The sequence below is a fragment of the Micromonospora sp. NPDC003241 genome (assembly GCF_053589795.1).
Genome location: NZ_JBSFSO010000014.1, coordinates 121,295 through 141,341 on the forward strand (window position 1 = coordinate 121,295; position 20,047 = coordinate 141,341).

15 protein-coding genes and 1 pseudogene are annotated in these 20,047 nt (G+C 74.2%); 6 read left to right on the top strand and 10 right to left on the bottom strand.

Annotated elements, in window-relative coordinates:
- Position 1 precedes the first annotated feature (1 nt).
- The 4 genes from ACWDVW_RS14485 to ACWDVW_RS14500 all read left to right on the top strand — a co-directional run bounded on the left by ACWDVW_RS14485 (position 2) and on the right by ACWDVW_RS14500 (position 4,751).
- Positions 2-742, top strand: a complete 741-nt coding sequence (locus ACWDVW_RS14485) for a class I SAM-dependent methyltransferase (RefSeq protein ID WP_449948326.1) — start codon at positions 2-4, stop codon at positions 740-742.
- Entirely contained in the window at positions 739-2,556 is a 1,818-nt protein-coding gene (locus tag ACWDVW_RS14490) for a nucleotide disphospho-sugar-binding domain-containing protein (RefSeq protein WP_449948329.1), read from the top strand. Before ACWDVW_RS14485 ends, ACWDVW_RS14490 begins: the two co-directional genes overlap by 4 nt.
- Before the next feature lie 219 nt (positions 2,557-2,775).
- On the top strand, positions 2,776-3,321 hold the full coding sequence (locus tag ACWDVW_RS14495; protein WP_449948332.1) for a pyridoxamine 5'-phosphate oxidase family protein: 546 nt from the start codon (positions 2,776-2,778) through the stop codon (positions 3,319-3,321).
- An 86-nt stretch (positions 3,322-3,407) separates the two neighbouring features.
- The gene (locus tag ACWDVW_RS14500) at positions 3,408-4,751 is read left to right on the top strand and encodes a cytochrome P450 (protein WP_449948335.1); all 1,344 of its coding nucleotides are present in this window, start codon (positions 3,408-3,410) and stop codon (positions 4,749-4,751) included.
- 55 nt (positions 4,752-4,806) lie between these two features.
- On the opposite strand, the gene ACWDVW_RS14505 is transcribed toward ACWDVW_RS14500, so the two are convergent.
- Genes ACWDVW_RS14505 through ACWDVW_RS14545 form a run of 9 tightly spaced genes read right to left on the bottom strand, consistent with a single transcriptional unit; the run spans position 4,807 to position 17,704 of the window.
- Positions 4,807-5,349 (bottom strand): EF-hand domain-containing protein, encoded by a 543-nt coding sequence (locus ACWDVW_RS14505; protein WP_449948338.1) that lies wholly within the window; start codon positions 5,347-5,349, stop codon positions 4,807-4,809.
- A 29-nt stretch (positions 5,350-5,378) separates the two neighbouring features.
- Entirely contained in the window at positions 5,379-6,239 is an 861-nt protein-coding gene (locus ACWDVW_RS14510) for a class I SAM-dependent methyltransferase (RefSeq protein WP_449948341.1), read from the bottom strand.
- Positions 6,240-6,265: 26 nt separating this feature from the next.
- On the bottom strand, positions 6,266-6,964 hold the full coding sequence (locus ACWDVW_RS14515; protein WP_449948344.1) for a copper resistance CopC family protein: 699 nt from the start codon (positions 6,962-6,964) through the stop codon (positions 6,266-6,268).
- On the bottom strand, positions 6,961-7,524 hold the full coding sequence (locus ACWDVW_RS14520) for a hypothetical protein (RefSeq protein WP_449948346.1): 564 nt from the start codon (positions 7,522-7,524) through the stop codon (positions 6,961-6,963). The genes ACWDVW_RS14515 and ACWDVW_RS14520 overlap by 4 nt, the downstream gene beginning before the upstream one ends.
- 10 nt (positions 7,525-7,534) lie before the next feature.
- Complete coding sequence (locus tag ACWDVW_RS14525; RefSeq protein ID WP_449948348.1) at positions 7,535-7,984, bottom strand: acyl-CoA thioesterase; 450 nt, start codon at positions 7,982-7,984, stop codon at positions 7,535-7,537.
- A gap of 1 nt (position 7,985) precedes the next feature.
- Entirely contained in the window at positions 7,986-13,775 is a 5,790-nt protein-coding gene (locus ACWDVW_RS14530; protein ID WP_449948351.1) for an SDR family NAD(P)-dependent oxidoreductase, read from the bottom strand.
- Between the two features lie 32 nt (positions 13,776-13,807).
- On the bottom strand, positions 13,808-14,779 hold the full coding sequence (locus tag ACWDVW_RS14535; protein WP_449948355.1) for an enediyne biosynthesis protein: 972 nt from the start codon (positions 14,777-14,779) through the stop codon (positions 13,808-13,810).
- Positions 14,776-16,728 carry a CRTAC1 family protein gene (locus ACWDVW_RS14540; protein ID WP_449948358.1) on the bottom strand — a complete coding sequence of 651 codons (1,953 nt, stop codon included), beginning with the start codon at positions 16,726-16,728 and terminating at the stop codon, positions 14,776-14,778. Before ACWDVW_RS14540 ends, ACWDVW_RS14535 begins: the two co-directional genes overlap by 4 nt.
- Before the next feature lie 4 nt (positions 16,729-16,732).
- Positions 16,733-17,704, bottom strand: coding sequence for a DUF1702 family protein (locus ACWDVW_RS14545; RefSeq protein WP_449948360.1), 972 nt, complete (start codon positions 17,702-17,704; stop codon positions 16,733-16,735).
- Between the two features lie 412 nt (positions 17,705-18,116).
- Between ACWDVW_RS14545 and ACWDVW_RS14550 the strand changes: the two genes are divergently transcribed.
- Together ACWDVW_RS14550 and add are read left to right on the top strand one after the other, a co-directional pair.
- Entirely contained in the window at positions 18,117-18,926 is an 810-nt protein-coding gene (locus tag ACWDVW_RS14550; protein ID WP_449948363.1) for a helix-turn-helix transcriptional regulator, read from the top strand.
- The gene (gene add, locus ACWDVW_RS14555) at positions 18,926-19,915 is read left to right on the top strand and encodes an adenosine deaminase (RefSeq protein ID WP_449948366.1); all 990 of its coding nucleotides are present in this window, start codon (positions 18,926-18,928) and stop codon (positions 19,913-19,915) included. The genes ACWDVW_RS14550 and add overlap by 1 nt, the downstream gene beginning before the upstream one ends.
- On the opposite strand, the pseudogene ACWDVW_RS14560 reads toward add, so the two are convergent.
- Positions 19,906-20,047 (bottom strand): annotated as a pseudogene (locus ACWDVW_RS14560) (AAA family ATPase); the annotation flags it as partial. The gene add and the pseudogene ACWDVW_RS14560 sit on opposite strands and share 10 nt — an antisense overlap.

Here is a 20,047-nt window from a genome sequence, read left to right on the forward strand (position 1 = left end):
GGTGGCGCGAGGCTTCTACCGCGCCGGATTCCCGGAGATCTACGACCTGGTGATACGGCACCGGGGCCGCGACCACACCGCCGAGGCCGCCACGCTCGCCCGGATGGTCCGGCGCCGGAACCCGGCCGCCGCCTCGCTGCTCGACGTGGCCTGCGGAACCGGGCTGCACCTGGAACACCTGCGGACCCACTTCGCGCCGGTGACCGGCGTGGACCTGTCCACGGAGATGCTCGCCCGGGCCGGCGCCCGGGTGCTGGGCGTGGCCCTGCACGAGGGCGACATGCGCGAGCTGGACCTGGCCGCCACCTTCGACGTGGTGGTCTGTCTCTTCGCGGTGCCGCACCTGCGCGGCGCCGACGAACTGGACCGGACCGTGGCACGGCTGGCCGCCCACCTGACGCCGGACGGCGTGCTGGCGGTCGAGCCCTGGTACACGCCGGAGACGTTCGTCCCCGGCTACGTGGCCCGCGACATGGTGCAGGAGCAGGACCGGGTGGTGGTCCGGCTGTCCCACTCGACGTGGCTCGACGGCGCACGCGACCGGATCCGGATGACTGTGCACCAGGCGTACGCCGACCCGGAGGCGGGCATCCGGCACGACACCGCGACGACCGAGCTGACGCTGTTCCGGCCGGAGCACTTCGCCGCCGCGTTCGCCCGGGCCGGGCTCGCCGCCGCGCACGTCACGGCGTCGCCGTTCCGGTGGGGTCTGTGGATCGCCCGGCCGGCGGGTGCCCGGTGACCGGCGGCCGGCCACGCGCGGTCGTGCTGGGCGGCACCGGATTCGTCGGCCGTCACGTCGCGGACGCCTTCGCCGGCCGCGACGTGCTCCCTGTGGCCCGCCGCGCCCCGGCCAGCCCGCTTCGGCACCGGTTCACCGCGCTCGACCTCGGCGGCACCGACCCGGGCACGCTGGCGTGGCTCCTGGACGCCGAGGACCCGGTCGCCGTGGTCGACTCCACCGGCAGCAGTTGGGGACCGGACCCGGGCCGGACGGCCGAGCGCTGCACCCGGCTGGTCCATCTCGGCTCGGAGCGGGAATTCGGCCCGCAGCCGGCCGATCCGCGCCGTACGCCCGCGCCGGACACCGCGTACGGCCGGGCGAAGCTCGCCGCGACTCGCGCCGTGCTGGCGGCGGTCGACGCCGGTGACGTCGACGCGGTGGTACTGCGCCTGGTGAACGTGTTCGGGCCGGGGCTGCCCGCGCGGCGACGCTCGGCCGGCGGCCCCGCCGCGACCTGCGCACGGCGGTCACCGACGTCTGGCACGACGAGCTGCGCCGGCACTGCGGCGACGGGGAGCCGGCGGCGGTGTGCCGCCGCGTCAACGGGCGTCGTAGCGCCGGTCCGGGCGGCGAATCGACAGGTGACGCGACCGGCGTCACCGGGTCGGCGGTACGGCGTCGGCCGTACCGCCTGGGTGATAGGGAGGGCAGGAGTCATGCGCGTACTGTTCATGCCGGGCCCGGCCATCGGCCACGCGTTCCCGCTGGTACCGCTCGGGTGGGCGTTCCGTGCAGCCGGGCACGAGGTCGTCTTCGTCACCGCCGGTGACGCGCTGGCGGTGGCCCGGGCCGGGCTGCCGGTCCTGGACGCTGTGCCTGGGCGGACCACCTCGGACATGCAGGCGCAGTTCGTCCGAGACGTGCCGCGCCTCTTCGAGCCCATCGGCGCCGACCCGATCGGTGAGATGGAGGAACGCAAGCCGTACATCGTCGCGGCCTGGGACCCGTTCGTCGACGCCCACGTCGCGCTCGGCGAATGGGTCCAGCCGGACCTGGTCGTGTACGACCCGATCTTCGCGGTCGGCCCGGTCGTCGCCGCCCGGCTGAAAGTGCCGGCGGTGGCGCACAGCCTCGGGCTGGCCCGGTTCACCCCTGACCTGCTGCGCGAGCTGCCCGGCGCGGTGGCGATGCGCCGGCACGGGGTGACGCTGCCCGAGGGCATCCGGACCGTCGACATCGCACCGCCCAGCCTGGTCGAGGGCGGGCCGGCCGAGATCTCCATGCGGTACGTGCCGTACAACGGCGGCGGGGTCCTGCCCGAGTGGTTGCGGGAGCCGGTCGCCCGGCCCCGGATCGCTGTCACCTTCGGCACGCTCGGCGGGCCGGACCGGTTCGTCGCCGGCATCGCGCGGGTGCTCGCCGCCGCTCCCGGGCTGGACGCCGAGTTCGTGCTGGCGATCGGGGAGTCGGCCGCTCCGGCCGACCTGCCGCCGAACGTGCGTACCACCGGCTGGGTGCCGCTGAACCAGTTGCTGCGCGGCTGCGCCGCCGCGATCCACCACGGTGGGGACGGCACGACGCTGACCTGCGCCGCGCTCGGCGTCCGCCAGCTGGTGCTGCCCGGCTCGCCGGACGAACTGGTCACCGGCGAGCTGCTGCGCGCCCGAGGGCTGGCGCACGTGCTGGACTCGGTGGACGAGCTGGACGGCGCCGCGATCGGCCGGCTGCTCACCGACGTGGAGCTGGGCCGGGTGACCGGCGAGGTGCGGGCCGAGATCGCGGCGCTGCCGTCCCCGGCCGAGGTGGTGCCCCGGCTGGCCGCTCCGGCGTGAGCCCGGCGGTCCGGGCGCGCCGCGTACGGTCTCCGCGATTGCGGTTGCAGGTCCTCGCGCAGCGCGATGCCGTGCGGGTTGGTGCAGGTCGGCACCGGCGGCACCGGCTGGTCGGGACAGGAGACCGGATCCTGAGGGCCTGGTGACGCTCCGAAAGGGGCACCGCAAGAATTGATAATCATATAGCAAACTGTGCTCGCGGGGATCTACCATCGCGGCATGGAGCCTTCCACGTTCAGCACCCCGGTCGGCGACTTCGCCGACCTCCGTGACGACTTCCTGCGGCTCACCACAGAGATCGGCTGGTGCGCGGTTGCCACTGTGGATGGACGCGGCCGGCCGCGCAGCCGGATCATGCACGTCTCCTGGGAGATCGGCGACGCCGGCCCGACCGGCTGGGTCAGCACCACCCGCACCCCGGTCAAGACCGCCCACCTGGCCCGCAGCCCGTACGTTTCATGCAGCTACTGGACCCCCGCGCACGACGCCGTCTTCGTCGACTGCCGCGCCACCTGGCTGGAGCCGGGCGACACCAAACGCCACGTCTGGGACATGGTCGCCGCCGCGGCGACCCAGCGTGGCTTCGACCCGTACGCGGTCTGGCCCGACGGCCCCGCCGACGCCGGCTTCGAGGTTCTCCAGTTCGACCCCTGGCGGGTCCAGATCACCCTGCAGGACCTGGCCAACGGCCAGACCATCGGTTCGTCGCGGGTCTGGCACGCCGCCGAGCGGCCCGCGTCCACCGGCGCGCTGCTCTCCCGCTGATCCCGACCGGGCCGCCGCCGCACGACGGGCCGGCCCGGCACCGCCGGCGCGGCGAGCCGCGCGGCCCGACACCGAGGGAACGCACCATGACCACCACTTTGCGCACACCCGCGTCGGCGCCCGGCCGTCTGCCCGTGCTCGGGCACGGCCTGCAGATGAAACGACGACCCGCCGAGTTTCTGCTCAAACTCCAGTCCGGGGAGCCGGTCGTCACCATCGCGCTCGGCAAGCGCCCGGCGTACGTGGTCAACGACCCGACCCTGATGCGGGAGCTGCTGCGCGACGGCGACACCTTCGTCCGGGGCGGCCCGATGACCGACCGCTTCCGGTCCATGTTCGGCAACGGCCTGGGCATCTCCGAGGGCGAGTTCCACCGCCGGCAGCGGGCGCTCATCCAGCCCGCCTTTCACCGCAACAAGGTCATCCACTACACCGAGCTGATGAGCCGGACGGTCGCCGGCAAGCTCGACTCCTGGCGCGACGGCCAGCGTCTCGCGGTCGAGAAGGAGATGGACGAGCTGGCCCTCACCAATGTCGTCGAAGTCGTCTTCGCCGGTGACCGGCGCCTGGACCGCGCCCGGTTCATGGCCGCGACCACCACCGTGCTGGGCGGACTGTTCCGCCGGATCACCGACGTGACGGGCGTGCTGACCCGCCTGCCCACCCGGGCCAACCGCGACTACGACGCCGCGGCCGAATACCTGCGGTCCACCATCCGCCGGGTCATCGCCGAGTACCGCGCGGCCGGCACCGAGCACGGCGACCTGCTGTCGATGATGCTCTTCGCCCACGACGAGGACGGTCGGCCCGCAATGAGCGACGAGCAGGTCCACGACGAGGTGATGACGTTCTTCATCGCCGGCAGCAACACCATCGCCAACACGCTCTGCTGGGCGCTGCACCACGTCGGCGCGGACCCCGAGGTGCAGCGGCGGCTGCACGCCGAGGTCGACCGGGTGCTCGACGGACGGGCCGCCGGCTACGCCGACGTGTCGGCGCTGGAGTACACCCGCCAGGTGCTCTCCGAGACGCTGCGGCTGCGCACCCAGGGCCTGTTCAACAACCGGATCACCGCCCGCGACGCCGAACTGGGCGGCTACCTGATCCCGGCCGGCTCGGACGTGCTCTACAGCTTCCACGCCGTGCACCACAACCCGCGCATCTATCCCGAGCCCGGGCGCTTCGACCCGGACCGTTGGCTGCCGGAACGGGCCCGGGTGCTGCCCCGCGGCGCGTTCATGCCGTTCGCCACCGGCGTGCACGGCTGCATCGGCGACCAGTTCGCCTGGACCGAGATGATCGTCTCGCTGGCCAGCATCGCCGCCCGCTGGCGGCTGGAGCCGGTGCCCGGCCACGAGCCGAAGCCCGTGCCGGCCATGACCATGCCCGTCGACGCGCTGCCGATGACCGCGCGCCGCCGTACCCGCTGAACGGCTGACGCCCGGCCACCGGCCCACACGGACCGGCGGCCGGGCGTCCGGCCGCTCAGAGCTCCCCGGCGATCACGTTGCCCGGCGCGTCCGGGTCGGCGCTGAGGTAGAACTCGTGCGCCGCCCGGCCGTACTCCTCGCTGGTGAGGTAGCCGTCCCGGTCGGTGTCGAGCCGGTCGAAGATCCGCTGCGTGTCCTCCGAGCGCATGCCGCTCTTGCTCTGCGCCGCGAACATCTCCGCGTGGTTGATGCGCCCGTCCCGGTCCGCGTCGGCCACGTCGAACACGGCCAGGCTGAACGGCACCGCCGCGTTCGTCACGAACTCCGGGAACTCCGGCTTGTCGGCCCACGCCACCCACTCGGAGACCGTGACCCGCTTCTCACCGTCGGGCCCGTCGCTGCCGCGCATCCCGCGCCACATCCGGGCCGCCGCGCCGTGGATCCGCCGCCAGCCCGGCGAGTACGGCGCGACGCCGTACGTGTCGCACCAGATCTGGGCCATCGCGGTGATGTCCAATCCGTCGATCACGCCGTCCCCGTCGGCGTCGTACGAGTCGAAGACCTTCTCCAGCTTGCGGCGTTGCAGTTCGGTGGTCATCTCGGTCCTTTCGTGGCGATGGATGGGGGTCAGGCCGGTGCGACCGCGCGGACGGTGAGCGCGGTCGAGGTCAGATCGACCAGGCCGTCCGGGCCGGCGCGTCCCTCGGCTGCGGCGGCCACCTCCGCCCAGAGCGCGTCCCGCCCGGCCGGGTCGAGCGCGTCGACCCGGCGGCGTACCGGAGGCGGGGCCACCGCCCGGGTGAACCGCGCGTACTCGGCCGGGTCGTGGAACCGGAACGGGACCGGGTACTCCTCGACCGTCACCTCCCGCAGGCCGGCTTCGGTCAGCCCGGCCGTCAGCGCCGCCGGATCGCAGAGGCGGTACGGGCCGGGGGCGTCCGGTGGCCCGGACGGCAGGTCCAGCCGGCGCGCGAGTACGCCGTACCCGAGCGACATCAGCGGCACCCGCGGCGGTGGCGCCCACACCGCCGCAGCGAGCACGCCGCCCGGGACGAGCAGCCGGGCGATCCGGCGGAACGCGGCGCCGGGGTCGACGGCGAACATCAGGCCGAGCCGGCTGAGCACCACGTCGAACGCGTGCGGCGGCAGCTCCACCGTCTCCAGGTCGGCGACGAGGAAGTTGACGTTGCGCCGGCTCTCGGCCCGGCGGCGGGCCACGGCGAGCATGGCGGGGGACAGATCGATGCCGGTGACGGTGCCGGCCGGGCCGACGGCCTCGGCGGCGCTGAGCGCCGGCTCCCCCGGACCGGTCGCGACGTCTAGGACGCGGTGCCCCGGCCGTACGCCACCCAGGGCCAGCAGCCGCGCGGTGAGCGCCGCGCCGCCCCGCTCGAACGTCTCCCACTCGCGGGCCCAACCGTCGCTGACGGCGTCCCAGGCCCGCCGCTGTTCGGCTTTCACGGCGGCGGCATCTGTCGATACGGGCATCGCTCCTCCTCCTGTGGTCCGTCAGGTCACCCGCCCGGCCGGGCCGGTTCGCGGTCGGCGGGCCGGTCGCCGGGGTCCTCGGGCTCCCGCAGCATCCAGGCCCGCTGTCGCCTGCCCGTCCCGGGACCAGCCGACGAGCCGTGCGGGCCACCGGCGAGCCGGTCACGGCGTCCCCGCGCCATCAGCACGAGCAGGACCGCTCCGGTGACCACCGGCACCAGCAACAGGGCCAGGCCGGTCGTTCCGCCCGTACCTCCGTGGTGGCCGGCCCCGGCAGACCCGTCCGGCGGCGCGGTGGCCGGCGGGGACGCGGCCGCAGTGGCCTGCGGCGGCGCGCCGAGCCCGGCGGCGACGGTGAACGGAACCCCGCCGGTGGCGGTCTGCCCGGTGGCGAGCTGGGCGTGGTAGCCGACCCGATAGCGCCCGTCTCCCAGTACCGTCACCGGCACCTCGACGCCGTTGTCGCGGTAGCGCGGCGCGCCCGTCGCGCCGAACGCGCCGCCCGGGCCGATCAGCCAGACATGGGTCCGCTCGGCGTCGAGCGGGCCGTTGAAGGTGAGCGTCACCGCCGCCGGCGCCGTGGTCAGCCGGGCACCGGCCGGCGGGTCGGTGGTCACCAACCGCGCCGGCCGCAGTTGCGCCGCCAGGGCCAGCCCTGCCAGGCCGAGCGCGAGCAGCGTGAGCAGTCCCGCCGCCAGCCATCTCAGCCCCGGCCCGCGCCTCACCGGACTTCGGCCACCCGGCGGCAACTGCACCGCATCCGGGCCAGCTCGTCGGCGAGCGGCGTGCGGTGCAGGTACATCGCCACCACCATCGGCAGGAACACCACCGCGTTGTAGAACAGGTGCAGCTCCACCCGGGGCGCCACCAGTTGCAGCAGGCTCGTCGGCACCGGCTGTCCGGCCAGGTTGCTGCCGGTCAGCGACTGCACCAGCAGCAGCAGGTGCTCCAGGTGGTGCCACACCTGGATCAGCAGCGCCGCCGTCCACCAGGTCCGGGCGCGGCCAATGAAGCCGCCGCGCAGCATCCAGAAACCGGCGAGCATGACCACGGCGTACCCGTAGTGCAGCCATTCGCTTTCCACCAACCACGGAAACGGCATGCCGAGCACGCCCCGGGCCTCCGGCCGGGACCAGCCGAACACCCAGATCTGCGCGGCCTGCGTCAGGTGCTCGGCCCAGTGGGCGATGACGACGACGAGGAAGATCTGCAGGGCCGCCCGGTGTCGGCTGCCGTTCAGATCGAGCCGCGAAGCGCCGGTGTCGCGCTTCTCCGAGAGTGTCACTGCGCCTCCTTCAGGAGCGGTTGGATGTGCCGGCGGCCGCCCGGTACGGCGCCAGCGCCCGCACCAGCGGCGCCGGTACGCGGGTCGGCAACACCTGCCCGGCGACCTCCCGCATACAGGCGATCCGCTGGTGGCCCCGAGCCACCGGGACCAACCCGCCCGGGCCGTCGCGCAGGTAGTCGAAGGCCAGGCCGAGCTGCGTCTGGGTCAGCTCGGTCAGGCTCATCCGGATGCGCAGCTCGTCGAAGGCGTCGAGTTCGGCGAGGTACTCGCAGTCCACCCGCAGCGTGAACAGCTTCAGTCCGGCGCGCAGGTCGTCAACCACCGCCGGGGCGTGCTCGCGCAGGAACATCTCCCGGCAGCGGCCCTGCCAGCGCAGATAGTTGACGTAGTAGACGTTGCCGACGAGGTTCGTCTCCTCGAACCCGACCACGTGGCGGTACTCGTACCAGGCGGACATGTCACACCCCCGTCGCGGTGAGGACGGCGACGACCACCGGCTGTGGCTCGCCGGTCAGACGGACCGGGCCGGTGGCCACCGTGACCCGGCCGCTGCGCACCAGCACCCACTCGCCGTCGCCGCCGGCCACAGTGAGCGGGGCGTCCACCGGCAGCCCCGCCTTGACCAGGCACTCCTTGGCGCACCAGACCCGGGTGGCGGCGACGTCGGCGTCCTCGCCGAGGTCGGCGGCGATCTGCCCGGCCAGCCCGGCGTGCCGGCCGAGCAGGTCGGCCCACACCTCGGCGGGCCGGGGCCGGACCACCTCCAGGTCGCAGGCGAGCGGCCCGGCGCCGGCCACCAGCAGGCTGGCGACCTCGCTGTGGGCGGCGGAGACGTGCCGGCCGTTGACCTCCTCGGGCCGCCCGTCAGGCCGGTACCGCAGCCGCACAGACCGTCCCACGGCCCGTCCGACGGCGACGGTGGTGACCTCCCGGCGCGCTCCGCCGGTCCGGTCCGGACGCGGTTCCACCACCACCGCCAGGTCGGCGTCGAGCAGCCGGCCCAGCCGCCGCTCCAGCGCCGGTCCGAGCAGCGCCGGCGGCCACGGCAGGGCGGCCGGGCGGTGGCGCACCGCGCGCAGGCGCAGACCGAGCCAGCGTTCCACCACCGTCCCGGCCGCGCCGAGGACTGTCACGTCGTACCGGTAGGTGTCGTCGCGGTGCTCCCGCTCCACCGCCACGAAGCGGACCTGCTCGGTGGCGGCGAGCTTCGGCCCGGCCGGCTCCACCCGGTCCACGGCGACCGGCAGCAGCGTCGCGTCCGGCACGCAGACCTGGATGCCGTGCAGGAAGGCGTCCCGCGCGCCCGCGTCGCCGAGCAGCAACCGCTGCGGCAGGAACGCGTGGAACCAGCGCAGGTCCTCGGTGGTGGCGACGTCCGCCTCGGCTCGCCGGGACGCGACCCGGTGGTAGCGCACCAGCCGGCGGAACCGGTCGCCCTGGAAGAGCAGGTCACCGTAGAGGTGCCGGCCCGGATCCAGCGGCACCGGCGGCAGCCCGCTGGTCACGCCCGGCGCCTCCCGGTCGCTCTCGTCCGGCTCGAAGCGGACGGTGCCCCGGAAGTGGTCGACGGCGAAGCCCGTCTCGTCGCTGCGGATCGCCACTTCCACCACACCCGCCTCGGCCTGCACCGCGGCGATCCGGACGGTGACGCGCCCGCCGCGGGCCACCACCACGGGCCGGGGGAAGCTGACCCCGGTCAGCACCGGCACGCCGGTGGCGCCGGCGAGCGCGGTGGCCACCTGCGCCATCGACTCCATGCCGAGCACCGCGGGCAGTAGGAGGTTGCCGTCCAGGTCGTGCTCGGCGAGGTACGGGTCGCTCTCGGCCGACAGGTCCGCCTCGACCACCAGCTCCACGCCGTCATACTGCACCAGCGGGCGTTCCAGGAAGCGCAGCAGCGGCAGCTCCCGCCGCTCGTGGCGCAGCGTGTCCAGCCCGTCGGTGCGGCCGGTGACCACCACCAAGGCGGGCAGCCGGGGCAGCGCCAGCACCTGGCGCAGCAGGCGGACGCCCTCGTCCGGTGGGATCGGGGTGATGCCGGCCCGCAGCAGCGACTCGACAGCGGAGAGCCGTTCACCCATGCCGACGCCGGACCAGACCGACCACTCCAGACAGACCGTGCGGCATCCGGGAGAACGCCGCCCGGCCTCGGCGGTAAGCCGGGCCAGCCAGTTGTTCGCCAGCGCGTAGTGCGCCTCCCCGGGCAGGCCGCCGCGCCCGATCACGCTGCCGAACGTCACCAGCAGCCGCAGCTCGTCCGGCTCGACCGCGGCGAGGACGTGCGCCAGGCCGTCCACCTTCGGCGCGAGCGTGGCGCGCAGGGTGTCCAGGTCCAGCGCGCCGAGGGCGGCCGGCCGGTTGACCCCGGCGCCGTGCAGGACCCCGGCGACCGGACCCAGGTGCTCGCGCACGTGCGCCACGGCGGCGCGTACCGCCTCCGGGTCGGTGACGTCGGCGCGTACGTACCGTAGGCGTACCCCGGCCTCCCGCATCCGGGTCAGGTTCGCGGCCAGCTCCGGGTCCACGGCCGGGTCGGCCCGGCCGAGCAGGGCCAGCCGCGCCCCGGTGTCCCGGGCCAGGGCGAGTGCGCACTCGGCGGTGATGCCCTTCCCGCCGCCGGTCACCAGCAGGACGTCGTCCGGCCGCAGCGGCGGACCGGCCGGACCCTGGCGCGCCGGGCCGGGCGGCGGCAGCGGCCGCAACAGGGGAACCCGTCGCCCGCCGTCCGGGCCGAGGTGCGACTCGGCGTACCCGTCGGTGGCCGCCACCTCGTGCACCACCCGGTCCACCAGGTCGTCGGCGGGGGCCGCCTCGACCAGCGTCACGTGCAGGCCCGCGCCCTCCAGTCGGGCGGTTCGGGCCAGCCCGGCTACGCCCCGGCCGTGCTGGACTACCACCAGGCGGCTGCCCGGCGGTTGCGCCACCGCCGCCTGGACGGCGCGCAACGCGAGGTCCAGGTCCACCTCCTCGCCCGGGCAGAGCAGCACGCCGCCGCCGACGCCCGCACCGGCGAGCGCGTCGCGCAGCGCCTCCGCGTACGGGTGCCCGGCCGGCGCGAACAGCCGCCAGCCCCCCGGGCCGCCAGGACCGGCGGCGACCCGCTCCACCGGTTCCTCGACCAGCTCGACGGTGAAGCCGCGAACCCACGGGGCGACGCCGTCCACCCGGTGCTCGGCCGGCGGGGCGGCCGGGTCCAACTCGCGCAGCGCGTCGGCGATCTCCCGCAGCGTCGCGGTGGCGAAGTTCGTCGGCGCCTGCACCGCCGGCAGGCCCAGTTCCCGGGCGGCCTCGTTCACCAGCTGCCCCACCGCGATCGAGCTGAGGTGCAGGCCGTCGAGCAGCCGGGTGTCCGCGCCGACGCTCTCGGCCGGCAGCTCCGCGCGGGACGCGGCCAGCCGGCGCAGCACGGCCAGCGGATCGGCCGCCGGTCCGCCGCCCGCCGGGGCCGCCTCGTCGCCGGTCGCCTGTCGCCCGGCGTCACCGGGCGCCGGTCGGCCCGCGGCCTCCGGGGAGGCCCCGGCGGGGGACGCCACCACCACAGCGGGCGCGGCCTCGCACGGGTTGGCGAAGAAGCGCCGCCGCACGGCCAGGTCGAGCGGACGGATCGGACGGTCACTGACCAGGGCGGCGTGGTCGACGGGCGCGCCCAGCGCCCAGAGCGCGCCGACAGCGCCGAGGAACCCGGCGAGCGTCGGCGCGTCCGTGCCGGTGGCGAACACCGGCACGTCGACCAGTTCCCGGGCCATCCGGGCGAGCACCTGGCCGGGACCGACCTCGACCAGCGCGTCCACCCGCCGGCCGGCTTCGGTGACCGCCGCGGCGAAGCGCACCGGCTCGGTGATCTGCCGGCGTAGCAGCGCCGCCAGGTCGGTGCCGGAGGTCAGCTCCGCGCCGGTGACCGTGGAGACCACCGGCCGGCGCGGCGGGGCCAGGCGGACCCCTTCCAGCCAGTCGCCGAACTCGCGGGCGGCCGACGCCATCAGCGGGGAGTGGAACGCGTGCGAGACGGCCAGGTGCGCCCCGTGCGCACCGGCCTCGGTGGCCCGCTCGCACACCCGCCGGACCGCGTCGGGCGGGCCGGCGACCACCGTCTGCCGGGGCCCGTTGTAGCCGGCCACGACCACCGGTTCGGCGCCGATTAGCCGGGCGGTGACGGTGTCGTCGGCGGCGATGCCGGCCATGGTCCCCGGTTCCCGGCAGCCGGCCATGACCGCGCCGCGCGCCGCGGCGATCCGCAGCAGCGCCTCCGCGTCGACGGTGCCGGCCCAGTGCAGCGCGGTGATCTCGCCGAGGCTGTGCCCGACCGCCACTCGCGCCTCGACGCCCAGTTCGGTGAGCACCCGCAGACCGGCCAGGGAACCCGTGGCGATGCGCGGCTGGGCCACCTCGGTGGCCACGGGGTCCGCGTCGGCGGGCAGCGCCGCCAGGCGGTGCACCTCGGCGGCGGCCGGGAAGCGCCGAGCCAGCGCGCCGCCGTCGACGCTGCGGCCGGAGCCCTGACCGGGGAAGAGGAACCCGAGCCGGGCCGGCCGCAGCGTGCGCCGCAACGCCAGCCCGTCGGCGAACAACTCCTCCTCGCCCTGGTCGAGCGCCGCCAGGGCACGCGCGAACCGGTCCACGGCCTCGGCGGGGGAGGCGGCGACCACCGCCAGGCGCATCGGCCGGCGGCTTACCTCACCGGCCAGGGCACCGGCCAGGTCGGTCAGCTCGCCGTACGAGAGCCGGGCCAGCGGATCCAGCAGCGCGGCCACCCGTTCCCGTAGCGCCACCGGGTCGGCCGCGTCGAGCAGCAGCAGCTCGGCGTCCTGGGTGTGCCGGGCCAGCCGCAGCTGCTGCCGCCGGACACGTTCCGGCACGGCGGACGGGCCGGCCTCCAGCACCAGGTGGGTGTTGATCCCGCCGAAGCCCATCGCGGTGATCCCGGCGCGCAGCGGCGCACCGTCCGGCCACGGCTCGGCCACCGGCGCAGCGCGCAGTGTACGGTCCGCGGCGGTCAGCTCCGGGCGGGGACGGGCGCACCCGGCGGTGGGCGGGACGATGGCGTGCCGCAACGCCATCGTCGCCTTGATCAGCCCGGCCACCCCGGCGGCGGCCTTGGTGTGCCCGATGAGCGCCTTGATCGAGCCGATGGCGGCCGGAGCGGTGGCCCCGGCGTCGCGCCGGGCGGCGGAGAGGGCCCGCAGCTCGGTGGCGTCGCCGACGGCGGTGCCGGTGCCGTGCCCCTCGAAGAGCGGGACCGTGCCGATGCCGAAGCCGGCCCGGTGGTACGCCCGGTCCAGCGCCAGCCGGTAGCCCTGCGCCTCGGGCCGGGTCATGCCGCCGCGCCCGTCCGATGAGACGCCCCAGCCGGCGATCGTCGCGTGTACGACGCGCCCCTGCGCCACCGCGTCGTCGTGGCGCATCAGCACGACCATGCCGCAGCCCTCGCCCGGCCAGAAGCCCTGCGACCGCTCGTCGTACACCCGCATCTCGTCGCGGGCCAGCGCGCCGGCCTTGGCGAAGCCGACCATCTCGAACGGGTCGATGGACAGGTCCACCCCGCCCGCCACTGCCACGTCGAGCTCGCCGTCGGCCAGGGCTCGCGCGGCGGTGACCACAGACAGCAGGCTGGAGGCGCAGGCGGCGTCCACTGTCCAGCCGCCGCCGCCGAGGTCGAAGTGGTTGCAGATCCGCCCGGCGATGGTGTTCGAGAGGCCACCGGCGAGCGTGTCCTCGTCGATCGGCGGGAACGGGCTCTTGTACCGCTCCTCGGTCACCGCCAGGAACTCCGCGATCCGCCGGTCGGGCCACCCCTGCTCCCGCAGCCCGGCGGCCAGCACCCGGCGCACGTACGGCCAGCGCAGCCGCAGCACGTTAGCGCGGGAGAACTCGCCGGTGAGGGTGTTGCCGACCACCACGGCGGTACGGTCCCGGGGCAGCCCCGCGCCGTCCGGCCAGCCGGCGTCGGCGAGCGCCTCGCCGGCCACGTCCAGCGCCAGCCAGTGGGTGAGGTCGGTGGAACGGTAGGTGCTGCCGGCGATCCGGTGCCGGATCCGGTCGAACGTGTACCCCTCGATGACGGCGGCGTGCCGGTTGTAGAACCGGTCCGGGGCGGCCGGGTCGGCGTCCCAGTAGTCCTCCAGGCTCATCCGCTCCGGCGGCAGCCGGCGGAACGCGCGGCGTCCGCTGAGGGCGTTGCGCCACAGGTCGGCCACCGAGTCGGCTTCCGGGTAGCGGCAGCTCATGCCGACGACCGCGACTCTGCTCATGTCGTCACTCCTGGGGTTGTGCGATTCGCGGATCAGGCGGGCACGGGCCGCTTGCCGTTGTCCGCGGGAACGGGACCGGCGGTGGCCGGTGTCCCGGGCGTTGCAGGCGAGACGGGGTGGTCCCGCTCGCGGCGCCGCTGCTCGCGGCGCGAGGCGTGCAGCGACCAGAGGAAGCTGCCGCGGACCAGGCAGACGATCGCGGTGGCGAAGAAGAGTCCGTACGTCACCGAGGCGCCGGTCAGCACGCCGTACACCAGTGCCACGCCGCCACCGAACGCGAACTGGGCGGCGGGCCGGCTCGGTGTGGTGCCCGGATCGGTGATCATGTAGTTGGTGAACAGGACGAACGCGGTGCCGGTCATGGTGGCCAGCGCGGCCGCGATCGACGTGTCCAGCACCAGGCCCCGGACCACCGACTGCACCACGAAGATCGACAGCCAGCCGGCGATCAGCCACATCCTGCGGGTGAGCTTCGCGTTGAGCATCGTGCCCAGGACGAGGATCACGGCCACGATCGCCCAGTCGGCGGGGCCGGAGAGGTTCTCGGTGAAGTGGTACGGCGGCGCGATGGAGACCCACGGGAACAGCAGCAGCACGATCGCGATGCCGAAGTTCGACGGGTTCATGAAGTGCCGCAGCCGCCCGTTGACCGGCGCCCGCAGCAGCCACTTGCCGCTGATCGCCACCAGCACGGCGAAGAGCATCACCAGCAGCCGGTCGTTGGTGTAGAGCAGCATGTTCACCGCCAGCGCGGTGATGTGCGCGGGGAAGAGGAACTCGACCAGGTTGCGCACGCCGCCGGCGTACCGGGGGGCGCGGCCCTCACCCCGGGCGCCCACCGCCTCCAGCAGCAGCTCGGCGGCGTACGCGGTGAGCACGGCGTACACCGGCCAGAGCGCGGGCTGCTCGAAGCCGAGGACCGTGTAGCCGAGGATGTTCAGGACGCTGATCGAGATCGCGAAGCGGCGCAGCGCTGTCACTCGCGGGTCGCGTGGCTTCGTCATGAACTCGCCTCCTGTGCCTGGGTGCCGAGGGTGAGCGCGTGCCGGCCGGGAGTGAGCGTCACCGTCTGCGCGCGGGGCGCGCCGGTGCGGTCCCGCCAGGCCAGGTCGACCTGGACCGGCCCGGTGACGTCGCCGAGGCCGATGTGCACCTCGAAGCTGCGCCGGCCGGAGTGGCCGCTGCCGCCGTCGACCCGGCCGCGCAGTACACGGCCGTCCTGGGTGCGGACGGTGACGTCCGCGCCGATCACCGGGGAACCGGTGACGGCGTCGCCGGACGGCGGCCGGTTCAGCTTCAGGGACAGCTGCGATCCGGTGCCGGGGCTGTCGTTGCGGTAGAACACCGGCGCGTCCCACTGCCGGGCCACCGCCATGTCCAGCCGGCCGTCGCCGTCGGCGTCGCCGAGCGCGATGCCCCGGGTCGGGATCGGCACCGCCAGGCCGAGCTGGCCGGCGATGTCGGCGTAGGCGCCGCCGGGCATCCGGGCGTGCAGGCGCAGTGGCTGGCCGCCGGCGAGGTCGTCGCCCTCCCGAACCCGTGGCCACGCCCAGGGGTGCTCCAGCAGTGTGTCGTTGGCGGTGGCCAGCTCCTGGAGCTGCGCCCACCGGTTCACCTCGCCCTTGACGAAGCCGCTGGTCTGCACGATGTCGGGCCGGCCGCTGTTGGTCAGGTCGGCGATCTTGACGTCCCAGCTCCAGCCGCTCCAGGCGAGGTTGAGCGGGGCGCTGCGGTCGACGAACGGCGCCCGCCCGTCGGCGAGTCGCTGCCGCAGGTCGTCGGTGTCGCGGGCCTGGTTGACGAAGGCAAAGTTGCTCTCCTGGATGCCGAACGAGGTGGTGATGTTGCCGATGTACATGTCGTAGAGGCCGTCGCCGTCCAGGTCGCCGACGTCCACGCCCATGCCCTTGAAGGAGTCGTGTCCGAGGATCTTCGACTTGGGCACCGTGAGCCGGCTGCCCTCGCCCTCGACGAGGGCCAGCCGTACCCGGCCCGGCGTGGAGCGGTTGTGCAGCAGCCGGTCGGGGCCGAAGTCGTTCGCCACGTACAGCTCGGGCAGCAGGTCGCCGTCGAGGTCGGTGGCGGTCGACGCGAGGGCCCAGCCGCGGGAGACGTCGTCGTCGAACAGGTCCGGCACGTCGGCGAAGGTGACGGTGCCTGCGGTCGCGCCGGTCCAGCGCAGGATGTGGTCGCGCCCGCCGTTGTATGCGGCCGACATGGACCGGTTCATCGCCACGCCGCCGCTGACCGTGTGGTCGAGCACCGGGCCGTCGGGAAAGTAGTTGCCGACGAACACGTCCTCGTGACCGTCGCCGTCGAAGTCCGCCACGCTCACCGTGTTGGTGTTCCATAGCGGCCCGGTGTATCCGCCGTCGGCGGCGGCGGGCCGGGGAACCAACTCGACCGGCTGGAACGCCGCCGCGGACAGGCCGGTGGCGTCCGGGCGGGCCAGGAAGATCACCGGCGTCCGGCCCCACCAGTAGACCAGCAGGTCGGTGCGGCCGTCCTCGTTGAAGTCGCCGGGCGCGCAGCCCATCGGCGCCATGTGCGGCCCCATCGGCAGCGGCGCCGGGTCGAGCACGAACGGTTGGTACCGCTCCTGGCGCGCCCCGGGCGTCGGGGTGACCACCACCCGGTCGATCCGTGGGTCGGTGACGCAGAGATCGTTGGCCAGGCCGTCGCCGTCGATGTCGTTCATGGCGACCCCGGCGCCCACCGAGGAGATCCACGCGTCGATGTGCGTGTACTCCTTGTTGACCCGGCGGATGCTCTGCTGCGGCAGGCCACCCGGGATCGCGATGGACAGCGGCGTGAACCGGTAGCCCGCTGCCACCCGTCGCCGTTCCTCGTCGGTAGCAGTGGCCGGCTTGGCGATCAGGAACAGGCCGACGATCAGCAGCAGGGCGGTCAGCCCGGCGAGATGACGTCGGCCCCAACCCAGGATCATGGACACCCGGTCAGCACCTCCCCAGCAGAACGAGATGGTCGGCGATCCGCTGACGCCACACCGCGAAGGCGGGCAACGACGGCGAGTCGGTCAGATCGGTCAGGGCGGCATCGGTGATCGCGGCGGCCTGCTCGATGCTGGTGACGCAGAACGCGCCGACCGCGACAGCGGTGTGTGTCGGCACGTGTCCGGCCCGCATCCGGGCCTTGGCCGCGAACGCGGCGCCCTGGCCGAGCGCCGCCCGGTGCTCGCCGGCCGCCTCCCGCAGCGTTCGCAGCTCCGTCAGATCGGCGCCGCCGGCGTAGCTGGCGGCCAGGCCGACCCCGCTCCACAGGTCGGAGTGCCGGTCGGCGGGGAACCTGTGAAGCAGCTGGACCAGTTCGGCCGGGTCGGCGCCGGCGCCGAACCACAGAGCCCGGCCGATGCCCTGGTCCATCGCGTGCGGCGCGTAGTGCCGCAGCTCCGCCGGCCAGATGTGCGCCGGGTCGCGGTGCTGTTCGTGGACGTACCGGCCGGTGTGGAAGTAGGCCTGGTGGAAGCCGTAGCCGTCGAGGGCGAGCCAGCGCAGCAGCGGGTCGGGCGGAAGGATCGCCGGCCGGCGCCAGCGGGGCAGCCGGGCCATGGCCCAGCCGACGCCCACGTGGGCCATGTAGACGTGCGCGGCGCCGCGCCCGGCCAGGAAGCGGGCCAGGCCCCGGCCGCCGCCCGGTCGCAGGCCGTCCATCAGGGCGTACGCCATCGCGGCGCCCTCGTAGGCGAAGCCGCGCAGCGGCGCCGCCCGGCGTTCCAGCTGCTCCTCGGCGGCCCCGGGCGAGGGGGCCCCGGCGGCGTCACCGAAACCGCCTATGAAACTCTGCCCGGCGCTTTCCAGGGCCTGCCGCGTGGCGTCGTTCTTGACATGGAAGCCGCGTATGTCGAACAACGCCTCGCGCTTATCTGGAGTCAGGATTCGTTGTCGTAGTGCCAACAATGTTCGGGCCATGGCAAGTCCAATTCGCCGTGGGTGTACGCATGCGGATCCTGCTCGCCTGCAAAGAAGTTCTTCGATTGGTGGGCCCGCTCTTCCAATACTCGCGGAACGCCTCGGCAACTGTCTTCTCGCAGGTTGCTGTGTTGCCTCAGGGGGTCGCCCATGCCGGTCCGGCGGGCGCGTGAAGCCGGTCGCGTGCAGTCCGGGAAGCTGGTCCCGTACCGGCTCCGGCCAACGCGCATCGACCCTCGTCAGCGGCGCCGGAGCGGCCGGCGGGCCGCAAATCAAGACTCGCTCAAGAGCCACACAGCACTATTGGTCACGGTTTCCGGGTAGCGATGGAGGGGCCATGGGGCGGTTTTCAGGTGCCGACTGCAAGGAACATGACGGCCGGCAGGTCGCCATTGTCCGAGTGATTGAGCACATGAAAAGAGAGCTCAGCAGGCCGTTGCCGCTGGAAACACTGGCGCGCCTCGCCCCGTTCAGCCCCTTCTATTTCCATCGCGTGTTCAAGCAGGCTACCTCGATGACACCGGCACGTTTCCTGGCGGCCCTGCGGATGGCTGAGGCGCGCCGGCTGCTGCTGCGTTCCTCGCTCACCGTCACGGCGATCAGCGCCCAGGTCGGGTACTCCAGCGTCGGCACGTTCACCACCCAGTTCCGGCGCTGGGTGAGCCTGCCCCCGGAGCGGTTCCGCCAGCTCGCGAGGCAGTTGGCGGGCGTGCCGGTGGCGGCGCTGCTGCCGGTGATCCGGAGCCGCGCGATTGTCGCCGGCCAGGGGCCCCGGGCGCTGATGCACCTCGACACCGTGGACCTGCCGGGACTGCTGCTCGCCGTGGTGGCACCCCACGACGGGGGACGCAACGAATGGTGGACGGCCGCGCCGCGCCCACTGCCGGCCGCGTTGCCCGCCACCGTGCCGCCGGGCGAGCACCGCGCCCGGGTGCTGCTGCTGCGCCCGGACCGGGACACCACCTCGGCGCTCATCGACGGCACGCCGGACAGTTTCCTGATCGGTGGCGCGGATCTGCGGATACCGGCCGAGGCGGGCGGCGCCCAGCCTATCCTGCCCGCCGCGCGGTCCACGCTCACGGTGCCGGTGCGGCAGGTGCGGGTCACCGATCCGCCGTTGCTCTCGGCCACGCCGTTGCGCTGGCTGCTGGGCGTGTCGCAGGCCGGCTGGCGGGGCCGGACGCCGGTGACGGCCGAGCGGCGTTCGCTCCGAACCGCCTGATGGCCGCGCCGGGGGCCGGGCCGGCCCCGAAGATCGAGCTGCACGTCCACTTCGAAGGCACGGTACGGCCGGAGACGCTTCTGGTCATCGCCCGGCGCAACGGGGAGCGGCTGCCTGCGGAGACGGTCGAGGGTCTGCGTCAGCTCTACAAGTTCACCGACTTCGACCACTTCGTCCGGACCTGGGTGTTGACCACCAACTGCCTGCGTACGGCCGACGACTTCCGGCGCGTCGTGGTGGCGTACGCAGCCGAGGCGGCCACGCACGGCGCTGTCTACCTGGAGGGCATCTTCTCGCCGGCCGAGCGGGTGCGCCGGGGCGTCGGCTGGGCGGACATCTTCGAGGGGTACGCCGACGGCGCTGTCGAGGCGTACGAGCGGCACGGCGTACGGGTGTTGTTGACGCCCGACGTGGATCGTGAGCTGGCGCCGGCCGACGCGGAGGAGTGTGCCCGCCAGGCCGTGCGGTTCCGGGACCGGGGGGTGGTCGGGTTCGGTCTGGGCGGGCCGGAGCTGGCCGCGCCGGCGAAGACGTTCGCCCGGGCGGTGGCGATCGCGTGCGACGGCGGTCTGGCGTTCGTCCCGCACGGCGGCGAGGCGGGCGGCCCGGATTCGGTACGCGACCTGCTGGAGCTGGCACCGGCCCGGATCCGGCACGGCATCCGGGCCGGCGAGGACGACGACCTGCTCGCCGAGCTGCGGGACCGGGGTGTGGTGTTGGACGTGTGCCCTACATCGAACCTGCGGACCCGGGTGGTGGAGTCCGAGGCGGCGCATCCGTTGCCCCGCCTCGTCGCCGCGGGCCTGCGCTGCTCGGTCGGCACCGACGACCCGGCCATGTTCGGTACCGATCTGGGCCGTGAGCACGAGTTGGCGGCGCGTCTCGGGCTCGGGCCTGAGCGGGCGTACGCCGCCGGGGTGGCCGGGGCGCTCTGTGACGACGCGACGCGTGATCATCTGGTGGCGGTGGGTCGGCGGGCCTACGGCTGAGCCGTCGACACCGGCTTGCCGGCTCGGAAGGCGAGTGTGGACTTGTCGATGTCGTTCGGGTCGCCCTCGCAGTCGACCACCACGATCTGACCGGGGGTCAGTTCGTTGAACAGGATCCGCTCGGACAGGTTG